The sequence below is a fragment of the Ignavibacteria bacterium genome (assembly GCA_041649015.1).
Lineage (GTDB): Bacteria > Bacteroidota > Ignavibacteria > Tepidaquicellales > Tepidaquicellaceae > CAIKZJ01.
On the sequence record JBAZNU010000007.1, the window covers coordinates 46,041 to 62,852 of the forward strand.

Here is a 16,812-nt window from a genome sequence, read left to right on the forward strand (position 1 = left end):
AATATTAAAAAAACCCGCAGGTATCTGCGGGTTTTGATAAAGTAAACTAAAATGTTGGGTATGTCTTTATTTGATTAGCACCATACGTTTAACGCTTACAAAATTACCGCTTTTGATTCTGTAGAAATATACACCGCTGCTTAAATGCGAGCCGTTGAAATCAACGGTGTAATATCCTGCCTGCTTTACTTCGTTTACAAGTGTCTTAATTTCTCTGCCCGTGATGTCATAGATTTTCAGAGATACGAATCCCTGCTTCGGCAACGCAAAGTTTATCTTTGTGTTTGGATTAAAGGGGTTCGGATAGTTCTGAGAAATACTATACTCGTCAGGGACTATATTGCTGAATGTTGCAGATTCCTTGTTTTCTTCTGTTTTTGTGAGCAGAATATCTTCAATTTGCTTCCTGTCTTTTTCTTCTCTCGTTAAAGATTTTGAAGTACGCATTATGGAAACAGCTTTCATCTTTGCATCATCGTATTTCGATTTCATTCTTGCTATTTCCTGTTTTGCGGTTTCATTGCTGTTAGTTCTTGAAGCTGCATCTTTCTCAATCTTTGAGAATTTTTCTGCTTTTGTTCTATCAAATGATTTCTTTACCATTTTCTTCACAGGGTCGTCGTTAATCTTTCTGTCTATTCTCTTTTTCAATTTCTTATAGTACTCTTCCTGTGTCATGTTTTCTTCTTTACTTGAAATTCCGCCCGAGCCGTTCATCAGGTCTTCTATTTCAGCATAATCCCAGCTTGCGAGAAAACTTAAATATTCATCGGGATGGTAAAGAGCTATGAATTCATACCCCGACATTGCTTCGTAATACTCAGAAATTGACGCCAGACACATAACTGTAATATTGTAAGCGATTAAATTGAATTCATCGCTGTACAGACCTGATTCAATTCTTGAGTCAAGGAAGTATTTCAGATCGGAATACAAAATATCGTGTGTTGTTTGATTTGCTGAGGTATCAAGCTTATGGTAACATTCATACAGATCGTATAAACAGGCTTCAGTATATGAACTTTGAGGGTGAGCATTTATTAACGTCTTAAACGTTGAAACTGCTCCGTAATTATCGTCGTTTAATTTCTTTATAATTGCAGATGAGTATAAACCTTCATCCTCATCCGGCTGATACCCTGAGTTATCATTAGTTCTGTACAATGTGTCATAGAATCCGTTACCAAGGTCATCAATTAGCCATATTGTTCCTGCATCAGATGTATTACAAGAAAAGTTTGAACCTTCGTAATATGGGATAACCACAGTAGTATCCGAATAATAGTCTCTTAATGATGTGCTCGGAATATTACTGCCATTAAAACAATTGTTTCTTACATAATACACACCTGAGGGTTCGTTTATTCGTCCCTGTAAATGAAAATTGTAATAACTTTTATAAAAAATGTTTTGACCCCAGTCCAGCAAGGCATTTCCATTGTTGTAATAGATATTTCCGTTAGAGGTACTGGTTAAAGTATTTTTTCCTCCTCTCCATACCCAACCACCGTCGGAGCTGGTTGAAATAGGAGCAAGATATGGATAAGAATCGTTAATCGTCACATTCATAATATACGATTCAAAAGTGTTTGAAAGTACGTCCGGATGAGCTTGAATCAGGTCAAGATTCTTTCCTGAGCTATTTGCAATAAAATTATATTTTATATTTCCGTATGTTTGTCTGTATGCAATGTTTGTGTTAGAAACACTACCATTGCAATAATTGTATTTGAAATTAATGTAAGGGTAAGAATTTGTGAATGAAATAAAAGCAGCGGATACAATTCCGTTTGAAATTACATTTCCCATGACATTTACTGCATAAGTTGGTGAAGCTGACTCTTCGTTGCCCTGGTTTATATAATACCGCATAAGAATCCCGACCCCTTTACCCGGCGTCATAGATATATAATTGTTAGATACGGTTATGTTATTTGCATTCTTTGCTTCGATAACGTAGTTACAGCTTGCGTCTGTATAGAATGTATCATTGCTGATATTCTTAAAAACTCCGAAATAGTTTGAATCGGTATTCTTCACGAATATTGAATTGCGTAGGTTTGTAAACGTACAATTTGTTATTGAAGTCTGCTCACCAGCATTTTCAAGAACTATTCCCCTACCGTGACTGCCCTGAGCTGAGGAAATATCGCTTCCGTCTGCTATAAGATATGCTCCGTTCTTGAATTCTATTTTTGCGTTCTCACCAAGCTGGACGATGGAGTTGGGTTTTAATTCAAGGTTTGTATTGCTTCCGTCAAATACTAAAGTGGTATTAGCAGCGAGTGATAAAGTTGCATATCCGTCTATCTGAACTTTGCCTCCATTATTAACCAAATGCGAAGTACCACTGTATATTAATCTTGAATATTCGTAAATTCTTTGCATCGAATTTGCTGACCAAACAGAATTGCAGCCTTCATCTATTATTACACCTCCAAAACAAGCATTAAGCTTTGCAGAGTCTTCTTTAATTATTGTACTTCCTTGTTTCATAAAAAGTGTGTCACCACCAGAATTATAATCGAAACCATTAATATACAATTTCTTATTCTTATTTAATATAATAGTATCTGAATTCTCTGCTGTTATTTTCATACCAAGTGTCCATCCTGATGGATCATTCGTAAAATAGTAATATGCCGGCGTAGTAAAAATGTTACCCTTTTGCAAAGAATCATAATCCGGAATATTTGGTGGGTCATTGTAATAATCATAAGGTCCGTTTGTTTCCACAGTATTATAACCGAACCTGTCCTGTTCACCAAAGTTATGATAAACAGTATCAAAAGTTATTTTTGTTCCTATTTTAATATTATATAATTTATTGGTATCATTAACTAAATATGGATTCATTGGGAAAGGTGTTGTTTTTACGTAAAAATCCTTCGCAAGCGGAGCTTGTTCCCTCCAATAAGCATACCAGTAATTTATTTCTCTGTTTGTCTGTCCTAAAAAAACAGTATCGATGTATCTGTAACTGGATGAATCACCATTATCAATAATAACGTATGCAGATTTATCGGTCTCATAATATTGCATTGTCCAATCTGAATGATAAGGTCTTCCATTTAATACATTGTCCATTCCAGCTTTGCTATCAAGCGTATTAAAAATAAAACTGATATTTTTAGAAGTGTTATTAAAATTTTGGAACTCAATTAAGTATTTGCCAAATCCATACACACCTTTTCCAGTTGAAACAACCTCACTAAAACAAGATGCTAAACGTAAATCACTGCTATCAGTAGATTGATATAAAATTGATTTATTATATATTTCATATCCAACGAACCTTCTGTGAATTGGTCCATTAAATATTAGAAATCTTCGATTACTATCGTTAGGGTTTACAGATTGTCTGTTTAATCCTTCAAATGGAACCGTCAAAAGCTTCATATTTGTTTTACCTGGTACAGTTCTAATTAAAGTTAAATCCCATTCAGCAATTGCTGAACATAAACATGTTAAAAATACGATTATTGTTAAGATTACTTTTATCATTTTTATATAAGTTTATAATTCGTAAAATAAAACGGCGAAGGAAGGGCATAGCCCAGCGACTAATTGATGTGGTAATCATTTAAGCGAATTTCTTCGCCGCTTTTTAAATTTAAATTTTGTAACCCTGTTTAGTAAACTTGCTAACTAAGGTCCTCTTATAAGTCCTTTAATGTTATTCATTTCATTAATATTACTCTTTTTACAATCGACGTATTATTAAAGTTAAACTTCAGGAAATATACCCCGCTTGAATACTTGTCAAATGATAACCTCAAGTTGTATATTCCTTCGTTCTTATTTTCACTCAGTACAGTAGCAATATTTCTTCCTAAAACATCATACAAGAAAACACTGATATTGCCGTTTGCAGGAATTTCATATTTTATATTTGTTTCATTGTTAAATGGGTTAGGGTAATTTTGATTAACAATAAAACTTTTTGGAACATTATTAAAGTTATTTCCTATATTCACTACACCATTCGGGTTATAAACATATAAAGCATTTCCACAAAACCAAACATTATTGTATTTATCCTCTTTAAATTCGCCAAATGAATTTGGGCTCGGAACAGGTGGATTACAGTTTAATAATATTGTATCATTGAATTTAAAAAGACCATTTTGAGTTCCAAACCATTTTACGTTCCTGCTATCGTTATAAACATTATATACAGTACCACCAAATATACCAGGCCATGTATTATTATAATATGTCCAAATATTATTTATTGAATTGAATTTTGCAGCATATGCCGTATGAAAACCCATCCATTTATCCCCATACTGATCTACCGATATACATCTTACCATATTGGATGGTATTCCAGAATTTGAATAATTGTAATTAATGAAATTTGTATCGTTATATTTAATTATTCCATCGTATCCAGTAGCCAACCATTTTAAATTATTTTCCAATGCAATTCCAGATATTCCGTTTGTTTGAATCCCAGAATTATTTGTTTTGTAATACGTCCAATTTGTATCATTATATTTAATTAAACCATTTCCTATAGATGCCATCCATTTTACATTATTATTATCCACCACCATCTCAAAAACAGACAAAAGTGTTACGGTATCATATTTTACCCAGTTAACTCCATCATACCTTCCAATACCTTTATTTGTTGCAATCCAGATAATATTTCTTTTATCGATTGCAATAGTCCTTACAAGATTACTTGGAATATTGGAATTTAATGTGTCAAAGTGAGACCAGGTATTTCCTGTTAGTTTTGCAAGGCCCCCAAATCCCGTTGCCACCCATTTATTATTTAATGAGTCAAACGCAATGTCATTAACTGCGTTAACCTGATTATATGATACCCACTGCGGCTGGGCTTCAAGAACAATAGCGAACAATATTATTATTGTTGTGAATATTCTTTTCATGTTCAGTGATTATTTATTTTTTCTATTTTAATAAAACAATTTTATTTGACCTTATTTCATTTTCTGTTTTTAAATGAACAAAATAAACTCCACTTGTTAAATTATCTGCGTTAAAACTAAATGTGTAAGTCCCTTTTCTGTAATTGCCTTTTGATATTTTTTCTACTAACCTGCCATTAATATCATATATATTTAAACTCATATGCGAGCTTTCAGGGATTGTAACTTCAATTTTTGTTCTTGAATTAAACGGATTAGGATAATTTCTGATTATTAAATAATTTTCAGGTACAATGTCCGTATTATTCTCTATTCCTACCACACCAGTTGGATTATAAACATATAATCCGATTCCTCCGCAAAGCCACATATTTCCGTATTTGTCTTTTGCGAAATTACTAACATTTCCAGTTAATGAATAAGGAAACACTTGCCATGTTGTATCGTTAAAGATAGCAAAACCATTCATCGTTCCTATCCATTTTACATTATTATTATCTATATAAACTACCTTTACATAATTACTTGGAATGCTTGAATTATATGTGTTATAAAGTGTCCATTGATTTTGGATGTAATTAAATTTTGCAGCACCTTCATTATATGTTGCAAACCAGATATTGTTATTCAAATCTCTATTTATTTTATAAATAAAATTGCTTGGCAATCCCGAATTGTAAACATTATATGTTGTCCAGGTTTGCCCGTTATACCTACCAGCACCTGCCTCTACTGTCCCTACCCAAACAATATTACCTTCACAAAAAACCTGATACACTCCATTGCTTGGTATCCCTGAATTTCCTGTATGATAACGCGTCCAGATTGTATCATTGTACTTCAATAGTCCTGAAGCATAACAAACCCATTTATTGTTTATACTATCAATACTGATGCAGGTACTACTATGAACTCCATATCCTGTACTCTCATCATTATAAACAGTCCAGTTTATCCCATCGTATTTTACATATCCTATATCCAAAATCCTGATCCATAAATTGTTTTTCATATCCTTCACTACAGATGTACACCAATTTGAAGGCATTCCGGAATTTGTTGTATCATAAACCGTCCAGGTATTGCCTTTCAGCCTTACAAAACCGTTACCGGTTGTAATCCATTTAACATTATTGCTGTCTATAAGAACAGTACCAACTGAATTACTTGGCAGCCCTGAGTTACTCATTGTGTATTGTACCCACTGCGGCTGTGCTTCAAGACCCAAAGCCAACATTAATATTATTATTGTTGTGAATATTCTTTTCATGTTTCTTTATTCTTATGATTAATTTTAAGTATTCATTTCATTAGCAGATCTACTGATAGAAGTAATAAGTGTAAACATATAAATGTAATTTTCTTAATCATAATTTATTAAGTTTTTAAATAGATTTATTTCTGCAATACTATAGGAATTTGAGAATTTAATTTTTATCGAAATATTAGTTTCATAATTTACAAGAGATATATTGTAAGGTGTGATTGATAAAGAATGACAATAACAGGATCTATAAAGGCGAAGAAATATTTCCATTCCCGCAGAAAAACAAATATTATAAACAGATTTTTTCATAATCGAATTTGTTTAACCCCCTCGAATTATTTTTTTTTATTAGGGGGGGGGGGGTAAATATTATTTTATTACTTGAGCAATATAGTTAGTATCGGTTTAATTGTCAATGTATCATCCAAAACGATTGCAGCGGTTGCGGTTCTGCTATTCTGGATATTCAGGAATTTGTGAAGAAGTGATTAAATAATCATTTTTTCGAATTTGTGGAATTTTTTAATAAATATTTTAAAAAACCCGCAGGTATCTGCGGGTTTTGTTAAAGTAAACTAAAATGTTGGGTATGTCTTTATTTGATTAGCACCATACGTTTTACGCTTGTAAAATTACCGCTTCGGATTCTGTAGAAATAAACTCCGCTGCTTAAATGCGAGCCGTTGAAATCAACCGTGTAATATCCTTCCTGCTTTACTTCATTCACGAGTGTTTGTATCTCTCTGCCTGTGATGTCATAGATTTTTAAGGATACAAATCCCGGTTTTGGCAATGCATAATTTATTTTTGTGTTCGGGTTAAACGGATTCGGATAATTTTGGGATAACTCGTATTTTTTGACGGTATTGTTATTAACAAGGTTTCCCATGTTATCTCCTCTTATAAGGTCTTCCGAAGAAAACGAAACGAAATCAGAATAAACCGATGCCCAATTAGTGCTGTCAATCGCTACTATCTTATATCGGATACTGTTCATTAAATTATTTCCCTCCATACAAGAATTCCATGCATCCAAGTCCATATAAGTGGGCTGCTCATCTTTATTTATCAGTAAATCTGCAACCTCCCAGTAATCTTCCGGAACAGTTCCGTATTGATTATAACCTCTAAATACTTTGTATCTCTTTTCTTCAAGTTTTTCTCCCTGAATCATATCGGGCTCCATATTATGGTTCCAGGTAAGTACGGGATATACTCTATCATTATCGCATTCGGAAACAGAAACATTTAAACCCATTGGGCGTGAAGGTGGTGTTAATTGAAGTATATCTTCCTCTGTCATATCATTTTCACCAACTTTATATATATCAATATTGTAACTCTTATCATTTTCTTGTCCTCTTAATATAATAAAGATATCAGATTTTTGATTATTTGGATTAGTAGTCCATGTATTTGTATTAGGCGATGAATAAGGTGAGAAAACCTCGTTATATTCCATTCTCCATGGATCAAATCTATCTCCATTCAACTGGTCAAAAGCGTAATAATCCTCATCGGTAGTGTACCATCTCTCAGTCCCTAATTGACAGGGATCTTGCGGAGCATGTCCTTTCCAAGCCCACATATAGTATCCACAACTTTTATCAGCTCCAACTCCTCCCGGATTATACATTCCCAGGTCATTATCATAAACCACTTGATTACGTTTATAAACATCCCACATACCGTTATTAAAACAATGACCGGCATCATAAGCATACATACGAACCTGTGTGTCATAATTGAAAGACCATAATCCGTCTGCACATTCTAAATCCTGAACATGTTCATTCAAATAAGGTAATGATATTTCTTTATTAACGTGATGAATATAAATACCGCTTCCGAGTTCATTAAAAACATCAAAACTATTTATTCGCGCAGTGTCTCCCATCATCTGTTTGTCCCATTTCGAATAATTCCCTCTGTTGGTTATTAAGAAATACTCTCCGGTTGCTATTGGGACTTTTAAAATGTAGCCCGAAGAAGTGTCTCTTGCCGAATAATCCTTTAAATTATAAGGTAAGGTGTAGAAATTACCGAATGTTACTGTTGTCGGTGACATATAACCCAGTAATATCATTTCATATGGACTTAAAAATCCGTCTGCTCCTGGTCCTGCAACAACTTTCCCATAAGTAATATGACCATCTGCATATAGAAAATGGCCATGTTCATGCATCGCTACACTCAAATTCATATTTTTGTTAGGTGTGAAATCTAGAGTTAATCCCGAGCCCTCTGTCGAAAAGCCGTATTTTATGGAAACACCATTGAAAGGATCAACAGGAATAACAGTATTATCATATCTATTTGAAGTCAGATGGGCATAACCTGCAGTATTAGGCATCGGTCCTCTACCTCGCATTTTATGAATTTTATAAATCATATCTACATATCCATCAGGTTCCCATTTGAATTTTCGAACACCATTTGTATCCACAGGTTTCCATAAATCATAAGGTGTCCAATTTACAAGCCCCTGATTTTCTATTAAATCATCCCAAATCGCTTGATTCATTATTGCTTCAGTAGAATAATTGGATGCATTTCCTAACTGAACATAATATGCTTTTCCAAGAACATGCATTTTTCCCCTGCTTGCTTCTAACCAATAATCGCTCAATGGTTCCGTTGTTTCACTATATGCATTCCACCATTCAGTGTTGTAATCTTTAGTTTCAGAAATAAAGTTGTTAAGATAATCAGGTGCTCCATTTGCAGGCCACTGCGGTCGATCGGGATCATCAGCAAATTGAACAAATACAACTAAAACCGGGAAGTATGCCGATGATGGCGGTTCCGGAGTTAGACCACTCAAATCAGTTCTAATAGGTTTATTCAATCCCCAAAAATCATTTAGACTTACATAGGGACTATATTGACCTATACCGGTAAATCCACATTCAAATCCGGATTGTGCAAATATGTTTTGTGATAAGGAGAATAAAATTGTAATCAAAATCACAATTATGTATATTAATTTTAAATGTTTCATGTTATTTTGTTTAATAAGTTTTATAAATAGAGAGAGTTATACCGTTCGGTAAGAATTTATGAATCCCCGGGCAAGGTGTGTTTCATAATTTCCAACTCTCTCTCTTATTTTAGTAAATGCCCTTTTTGCTTTAAGGTGCTCTTATCATTTTGAATTCTAATCTATGGTATATAAACTAATTTTTTAGTATCAATCAATCTGTTATTAGAGTATAATGAATAAAAATAAATACTGCCTGAACTTTTTTGTTTTATATTTCCTATGTTGAATTTAACTTTATGAATGCCTTCCGGCATATATTCATCAACCAACCTTTTTATTTCCCTGCCTAAAACGTCATATACTATCAATTTTGTCATCCCATCTTTGCTCAATTCAAAATTAATTATTGTTTCCGAATTAAACGGGTTCGGGAAATTTTGGTATAATTTAAAATCTTTCGGAACATTTGAATATGAATTGTTATTGTTTACGAGTGTCTGACCACCATTTGTCGTATGCATAATTTTTCCTATTCCTCCAACACCCCATACCACAGAATCATTGTAACTATAAATATCTCCCCAAAACCAGGTGCCGGCACCTGTATTTTCCCGTGACCAGTTTTTACCTCCACTAGTTGTTTTAAAGAGTCTGTTATATTCTCCTGCTGTCCAGCCAATTAAAGAGTCTGAAAAGCTGCTACAATATATAGTTCCTGTTGGTGAAATATACGGGATATTACTAATTGTATCCCAGGTATTTCCAAAATTCGGCGAATAAAATACCCTTCTATTATTGCCTATAAACCAGCAATTATCATTAATGATAGATATTTTATAAAAAGTTGAACCTGTAGTACCGAATGGAAAACTCATTAAATTCCAATTTTGGCCCCCATCTGTAGTTTTATATGAATCTACAACGCTACCGGCAACTAAACCAACATTATAATTTTTAAAATACACATCATAAAAAGCACCGCTTAAATATCCACCTGTAAAATTTCCTCCTCCGTTTATTGTCTTAAAAACAACCTGTGTTTGGCCTACTATGAATCCGTAATTAGAATCCACAAAAAAACAACTGGTATAGCTGTCTCCCCCCCCCCAGGGCCCATTTTCGATCTCTATCCAGTTTAATCCTCCGTTGGTTGTTTTAATAATTGTTTTAAACCAACCTACTACATAAGCTGTATTAGAATCAACTAAACTAATTTTAAACAATGGTTTTCCTACAGCAGGATTTGGAACATTAATCCAATCCTTACCTCCATTTATAGTTTTAATTATTACTCCACCATCACCCACAGCCCAACCTGTATATCTGTTAAGGAATTCTACATCCCGTAAATTTTGATTAGTACCTGAAACTTGCGGAAACCATTGAGCATTAACGCTGAATGATATGATCATAAATAATATTATAATTAGTTTTTTCATAATTCTAAATTTTAAGTTTTAGGTTTTAATACAATTAAATGATTTGTGCGGTAAGAAATTCTTTGAATAATATATTTTGCGGTTCTTAGATTTTTTGAATTAATAGTCTCATAATTTATTGGATAGTAATAAGAAAATGTGATTGATGAATAAATAGAATGATAGAAGTTGAATATAAAATTATGAAGAATAATTTCTTTACCTACAGAAAAACAAATATGATAACCTAATCTTTTCATATTTAACTTTGTTTAATCTCCTCTGAACTTTTTTTGTGGGGGGGGGGGGGGGGGATTTATATTTGAATTAAAATAATCATAATTTAATTATTTGTCAATGTAACATATAGTATTCATTAAGTCGCCGCATTGCGTTATAAATATTGTAAACGAAAAAGGTGCATTTTTAAGTACAATTCATATTTCAAATCCAACCGAAATTACTGTACTCACAAAGACAATAACGATTGCGGCGGTTGTTGTGCTGCTATTCTGGATATTCAGGAATTTGTGAAGAAGTGATTAAATTATCATCTTTTCGAAGTCTTCTTCGGAGATTATTTTCACACCAAGCTTTTTTGCTTTGTCGAGTTTGCTGCCTGCTTCTGCTCCGGCAAGTACGAAGTCAGTTTTCTTGCTGACAGAACCTGATGTTCTGCCGCCAAATTTCTCAATTATTTCGGATGCCTGACTGCGGGTGAATTTCAGGAGTGTGCCAGTTAATACAAAAACTTTACCAATGAACTCTTCTTTTAACTCAGAACTTGCGGATATATCAGATTCGAACTTAAGACCGGCTTTCCTTAACTTATTCAATAACAAGAGGTTCTTTTTATCTTTGAAGAAATCAACAACGCTTTGAGCAATTGATGGACCTATTTCATAAATATCATCAATCTCTTTAACTGATGCTTTTGAAAGTTTATCAATCGAATTAAAATGTTTTGCAAGCAGCTTAGCGGTTCTTTCTCCAACCTGCTTTATTCCCAAAGCAAATAAAACTTTTTCAAAAGGTTTTTCTTTTGATTTTTCGATAGCCGCAAGAATGTTGTCAACGCTCTTTGCACCGAACCTTTCAATTGACAATATTTCATCTTTCTTATTCTTCAGTATGTATATATCTGAGAAATCATTTATCAGACCTTTATCAAGAAAGATAGAAATAATACTTGTACCGAGACCTTCAATGTCCATTGCATCCCTGTGAACAAAGTGCTCTATTCGTCCCTGAATCTGCGCAGGACATAAATAGTTCGGACAATAAACATAAACTTCTTCTTCTGATTTAATTAGTTTTGCACTGCATACCGGGCATTTATCAGGAACGGGATACTTCTTTGAATCCTTCTCTCTTTTTTCTAAAATGACTTCTGTAACTTTCGGGATTACGTCGCCGCCTTTTTCTATTTTCACGAAATCTTTTTCCCTGATATCCTTGCGTTCAAGTTCATCAAAATTGTGCAATGTAGCTCTTGAGATTGTGGAGCCTGCAAGGAGAACCGGCTCGAGTTCTGCAACCGGAGTTATAGTGCCTGTTCTGCCGACCTGAAGAGTAATGCTTTTTATTCTTGTTATTTTCTCTTTTGCTTTGAACTTGTAAGCTATTGCCCATCGGGGAGATTTAGCAACATTGCCGAGTATATCCTGTTCATGTATGCTGTTGACTTTTACCACTACTCCGTCAATTTCGTACGGAAGGTTATCGCGGAGTTCATCTATCTTTTCACAGTACTTCTTTACCTCATCGATTGATTTTACTTTCTTTGCGTAAGAATTAACAGGAAACCTTAACTGTTTAAGCAGTTCAAGATTTTTAAAGTGTTCTTCATGTTTTATATCATCAGAATACAAATAATAGGAGAATAGATTTAAAGGACGTTTAGCCACGGATCTGCTGTCTTTGAGTTTTAACGTGCCCGCGGCTGTGTTTCTTGGATTGGCAAAAAGCTTTTCTCCTTTTAATTCCTGATCTTCGTTTATTTTCAGAAAATCTTCTTTTTTAATAAAAATCTCTCCGCGGACTTCAAAGTTTTTCAGTAACTTATGGTCAACTTTCAGCGGAATGGATTTAATAGTTTTCAGGTTAGCAGTTACGTCGTCTCCCTTCGTGCCGTCACCGCGAGTTGCCCCTCTTACAAAATAACCGTTTTCATAAACCAGAGAAACAGCAAGCCCGTCTATCTTTAATTCGCACACGTATTCAATACTATCCTTTCCGATTGCATTTTTAACCCGCGTATCAAAATCAATCAATTCATCGAAGTTGTAAGAATTGGAAAGCGAGAGCATCGGGATTTTATGTTCAACAACATTGAACTTTTTCGTGGGCTCACCAGAAACACGCTGAGCAGGGGAGTCTTTAGTCTGTAGTAAGGGATATTCTTTTTCAAGTTCTTCAAGCTCCTTCATAAGCCTGTCATATTCAAAGTCGCTTATATCAGGCTCAGCAAGAACGTAATACTTATAGTCAGCGTCATTAATTAATTTTTTCAGCTCATCAATGCGGTCAACAATATGCTTATCCATTATCCTGTAATGAGTTACATATTATTCGTTTAGAAGAGTCTTTCTTGATAGCTTGAGATTTTTTACAGACACATCCTCGAAAATAAGTTTTTTATCGTTAAGATAAGCATCAAAGTTATCAGTATTTTTTGATGTTATATAAAACTGTTTTTTTGCTTTAAATTCACCTTTGCTATTCTCTGAAACCTCCTCAAGTTCGCCACCTCCGGTAACAAGTGTATCGATATAAATTAAAATCTTTCCTTTTTTAAGTCCTACTATCTTCAACCTTAGGAATTCAGACTCCAGATTTTTAAGAGAGTCTGCAATAGCGGCTTTTCTTAAGGAGTCCTGAACTTTGTTGATAGAATCTTGAATTTCTTCTTCAGTTTTCTTTCCAAGAATTTTCTTTTCATTTTCCTGAACAACCTCATCGAAATTCTGTTTGACAATATCAACATTCTGATTTTGTTTTTTCAGAAAGACAACATCGATAAGTAAATAAATACCGGCAAGCAGAGCGATAATCATTAAAGCGATACCGAGATTCTTTAACAAGTGAATCGGTACTTTGAATCCTTTTATTTCAGTGTATGTACCGTTAAACTCAGTATCTTCGGGTTCAAGCTTTACCCGCTTTGATTTTGAAAATGGTTTTCTTTCGGGTATTTCATTTTTCTGTTCCGGCAATTCCGCAGGTTTATTCGGAAGATCTTTGTTTAACTGCTTTTCGTGTTTAGAAGGGAAACTGAAAATATCTTCCTCCGATTCCTTTGGTGTTTCCTCAACTGTCGGATTTTTAATCTCTGGCGGCAGTTCAGGTTCTTCCATGTAGGCAGTATTTTCCTCAATTTTCTTTATTGCTACTTCTTTTTCTTCAACATCCTTTAACATAGAAGAAAATTTCCCTTGTTTTGCCATACTGTAATTGAAGAGAAGTTCGTTGCTATCAACGGAAATAGCTTTAGCATACTGTTTAAGGAAAGCACGGACGTGTATTTCTGAAAAAAAGGAAAAGTCTCCGCTTTCCATTTTTTCAAGAATAGACTTGTGTATCTTCGTCTTAACAGATATATCGGCTATAGTAATTTTCTTGGATTCTCTTAGTTTTTTGAGATCCTGTCCAAATTTTTCTAACATTCTATTATTATATTCTGCAAGTTAAAGTATTTACAGATTAAATTAAAGTAATGTATTTTTCCGAAATGAAAATTTTATGTGAAAATATTTAAAAAGGCTGTATAAACTCCGTTATATGTTGAACCTTACCCCTAAATTTGCTGAGAATACTCTTTTCGTCCCGTCGGAATCTTCTTCTCTTTTGAGAACAGGAACAGCAATATTCAAATCCAGCATAAGATCGGTTGAAATATTATATGCAGCTCCGCCAATTAAGTTAATCTGAAGAAAATCACTTTTATCAATAGTTGTTGTAACGCTTGTTGCTGTATAAAAGTCTGAATCCGTTATTTCGGATTTGCTGAGTCTCTTAATTCCGAGCACATCAAAGCTTAGAGCAAATTTTTCAATGTTATGTTTAATACCGCCCTTTAACATCAGGTCAGCACCCCGCTTAAACTTAGAATCTCCATCTTCATAATTAGTTAAAGGGATCTGCAACCCGCCGGAAAAATTAAAGAGGGAAATACTATAAACACCACCAAGTATTAAATCATTCGTTCCCTGCGCGTTAGTATATGTAAATTCATATTTATTTATTGAAGAAGTGTTAATCTTAAAACCTCCCTGCAGCAGCAAGCTCTGCTTCTTACCGGTCTGAATAGAATAATTGCCGATAACAAAAGCATCCCCGACACCGCCGTTCGAGAATGTGTTTGATGTTTTATGCATCTGTGCGTAAAATGGTACTACTACTCCCAGAGAAAATTCTTTTGTAATAACAATATCGCTGCCAAGTTTTAATGCATGATAAGTTATGTCTTCGGGGGTTCCGCTGAATCCGAGTGAATATTGCAGCGATAACGATGATTTGTTATAGCTTTTTTCATCTGTATTATGCCTCTCGCCTATAATGCACACACCGGCATCGGAACATTGTGAATAGACATTATTAATAAATACTGATAGAGTTATTAACGTAAGAGCTGTTATTATTTTCATAAATGTATAAATTTTTATTAATTACAACATAGATTAATTTTTAATAAAATACAAAACAAAAAACCCGATTTGCACCGGGTTCTTTGACGGACGATGTATGAATAAATTACTTACTTTCTGCTTGATGTTTTGGAATTGTTATTACCTCTGTCGTGGGAGCCTTCATTACTCCTTCCGCTGTTGTTGCTTTCTCTGTTCCTTGAGCTGTTCTCCCTGTTAGGACTGCTTTCTCTAATATTTTCTTTTCTGCCCTCATATTTAGGAGGTTTTGTTTCTGTTCTCACTTTTTGCTCAGGTGCTTTTTCTTTTGACCCTTCATATTTTGGCTGTTTGTTCCTGCTCGTATTCTCATCTTTGATTTTAGGAGCGGTTTCTCTGCTTGTTTCTTTCTTCACATCAGGGCTCTTACTTGTTTCTTTCTTCACATTAGGGCTCTTACTTGTTTCATTAACTTTAACATCTTTAGTCTTCTGTCCGTTATTGTTTGATGTTTCTTTAGAGCCGGTATAAACAGTCTTTTTTTCAACGTCGTTTCTGTAAATGCTGACAGTTGTTTCATCTACTTTTGTAATATCCTTTTTATCGGATATAGATACTTTCTTCGGGTCGATTTTCTGACCTGTATTTTTTTCGATGACATTAACTTTCGGTCCGACGTTGATTATATTAGTACCGTCATATTTAACAACAGCAATCTTTTTAGAACCTTCAAGTATCTTTGAATTTTCTTTTGAATCAACGGTTACTTCCTTGTTAATCTTTGTCGTAAAATCTTTTCTTTTAACAATTACCCAGTGATGCGGATTTCCGTGAGCATAGTATCTGTGGTGGTGATGATGATGATGTCTTCTTGGATATATAGGATACCAGCCTATATAATTAGAATTATAGCACCATTGCACCCAGCTTGGAGCCCAGTACCTGCCGGGTAACCAGACCCATCCGTAATAATAATCATAAACCCATCTGCCGTAGTGATATGTAGCCCAGCCCCAAATATAATCTGTAATCCACATCCAGCCAGTATAAGTATAAACCCATCTGCCGTAGCTGTATGGTGTCCAATCGGGACTCATTCCATTAGGTTTCCAGACGTTAATAATTCGTATGTTAGTTACGTTACTTTCTTTTGGATCATCCGGATCATTCAGAGAAGTGTCAGTAATGGTAACCCATTCGCCGTCTTTGTTCAAATCCTTATACATTTCCTTGTAGTTTGTATTTTCATCGAACAAATCCTCTTCGTCGTCTACAGTATCGATAACGGTTGTTACTTTCCCGGGTTCATTCTGTGAATAAGCAGGACTCGTGAACAGGTATGCTGATATTAATAAAATCAACGCTGCCAGCCCTGATTTCATCAATATTCTTAGTCTTGTATCGTCCATTTTATACTCCTTTACTTTATTAGTTAGACAAGCTACTGCTTTATAGGTTTAACTTTAAATTATATACTAAAAGCAAAGGATTTTGTTTCCTTATTTATGCTATTTAACTTTAGCGACCTAGCTTTTTGTATTCAGAAACGAGATAATGATTGAAATAAATCAAAATCATAACAGCTCCTCCCGCATGAAGCGGAAAGGAGCTGTAAATT

9 protein-coding genes are annotated in these 16,812 nt (G+C 34.2%); all 9 read right to left on the minus strand.

Features of this window, described 5'->3' with window-relative positions; genetic code table 11:
- Window positions 1-66: 66 nt before the first annotated feature.
- Window positions 67-3,504: a T9SS type A sorting domain-containing protein gene (locus WC644_11335; GenBank protein ID MFA5012529.1), complete on the minus strand. Its 3,438-nt coding sequence runs from the start codon at window positions 3,502-3,504 to the stop codon at window positions 67-69.
- A 176-nt stretch (window positions 3,505-3,680) separates the two neighbouring features.
- Window positions 3,681-4,901: a T9SS type A sorting domain-containing protein gene (locus WC644_11340; GenBank protein ID MFA5012530.1), complete on the minus strand. Its 1,221-nt coding sequence runs from the start codon at window positions 4,899-4,901 to the stop codon at window positions 3,681-3,683.
- Between the two features lie 22 nt (window positions 4,902-4,923).
- Complete coding sequence (locus WC644_11345; GenBank protein ID MFA5012531.1) at window positions 4,924-6,171, minus strand: T9SS type A sorting domain-containing protein; 1,248 nt, start codon at window positions 6,169-6,171, stop codon at window positions 4,924-4,926.
- A gap of 592 nt (window positions 6,172-6,763) precedes the next feature.
- Window positions 6,764-9,169, minus strand: coding sequence for a T9SS type A sorting domain-containing protein (locus WC644_11350; protein MFA5012532.1), 2,406 nt, complete (start codon window positions 9,167-9,169; stop codon window positions 6,764-6,766).
- 161 nt (window positions 9,170-9,330) lie between these two features.
- Entirely contained in the window at window positions 9,331-10,590 is a 1,260-nt protein-coding gene (locus tag WC644_11355; protein MFA5012533.1) for a YCF48-related protein, read from the minus strand.
- A 521-nt stretch (window positions 10,591-11,111) separates the two neighbouring features.
- The gene (gene ligA, locus WC644_11360) at window positions 11,112-13,115 is read right to left on the minus strand and encodes an NAD-dependent DNA ligase LigA (protein ID MFA5012534.1); all 2,004 of its coding nucleotides are present in this window, start codon (window positions 13,113-13,115) and stop codon (window positions 11,112-11,114) included.
- A 21-nt stretch (window positions 13,116-13,136) separates the two neighbouring features.
- A complete protein-coding gene (locus tag WC644_11365) occupies window positions 13,137-14,234 on the minus strand; it encodes a helix-turn-helix transcriptional regulator (GenBank protein ID MFA5012535.1) in 1,098 nt (365 codons plus the stop codon).
- Between the two features lie 111 nt (window positions 14,235-14,345).
- Window positions 14,346-15,215, minus strand: a complete 870-nt coding sequence (locus tag WC644_11370; protein MFA5012536.1) for a hypothetical protein — start codon at window positions 15,213-15,215, stop codon at window positions 14,346-14,348.
- A gap of 110 nt (window positions 15,216-15,325) precedes the next feature.
- The gene (locus tag WC644_11375; GenBank protein ID MFA5012537.1) at window positions 15,326-16,603 is read right to left on the minus strand and encodes a DUF6600 domain-containing protein; all 1,278 of its coding nucleotides are present in this window, start codon (window positions 16,601-16,603) and stop codon (window positions 15,326-15,328) included.
- Window positions 16,604-16,812: the final 209 nt, after the last annotated feature.

Excerpts from the sequence above, each read along its gene's own strand:
- WC644_11365 (MFA5012535.1), bottom strand. The coding sequence starts at position 14,234 with ATGTTAGAAAAATTTGGACAGGATCTCAAAAAACTAAGAGAATCCAAG.
- ligA (MFA5012534.1), bottom strand. The coding sequence starts at position 13,115 with ATGGATAAGCATATTGTTGACCGCATTGATGAGCTGAAAAAATTAATT.
- WC644_11375 (MFA5012537.1), bottom strand. The coding sequence starts at position 16,603 with ATGGACGATACAAGACTAAGAATATTGATGAAATCAGGGCTGGCAGCG.
- WC644_11370 (MFA5012536.1), bottom strand. The coding sequence starts at position 15,215 with ATGAAAATAATAACAGCTCTTACGTTAATAACTCTATCAGTATTTATT.
- WC644_11350 (MFA5012532.1), bottom strand. The coding sequence starts at position 9,169 with ATGAAACATTTAAAATTAATATACATAATTGTGATTTTGATTACAATT.
- WC644_11345 (MFA5012531.1), bottom strand. The coding sequence starts at position 6,171 with ATGAAAAGAATATTCACAACAATAATAATATTAATGTTGGCTTTGGGT.
- WC644_11335 (MFA5012529.1), bottom strand. The coding sequence starts at position 3,504 with ATGATAAAAGTAATCTTAACAATAATCGTATTTTTAACATGTTTATGT.
- WC644_11355 (MFA5012533.1), bottom strand. The coding sequence starts at position 10,590 with ATGAAAAAACTAATTATAATATTATTTATGATCATATCATTCAGCGTT.
- WC644_11340 (MFA5012530.1), bottom strand. The coding sequence starts at position 4,901 with ATGAAAAGAATATTCACAACAATAATAATATTGTTCGCTATTGTTCTT.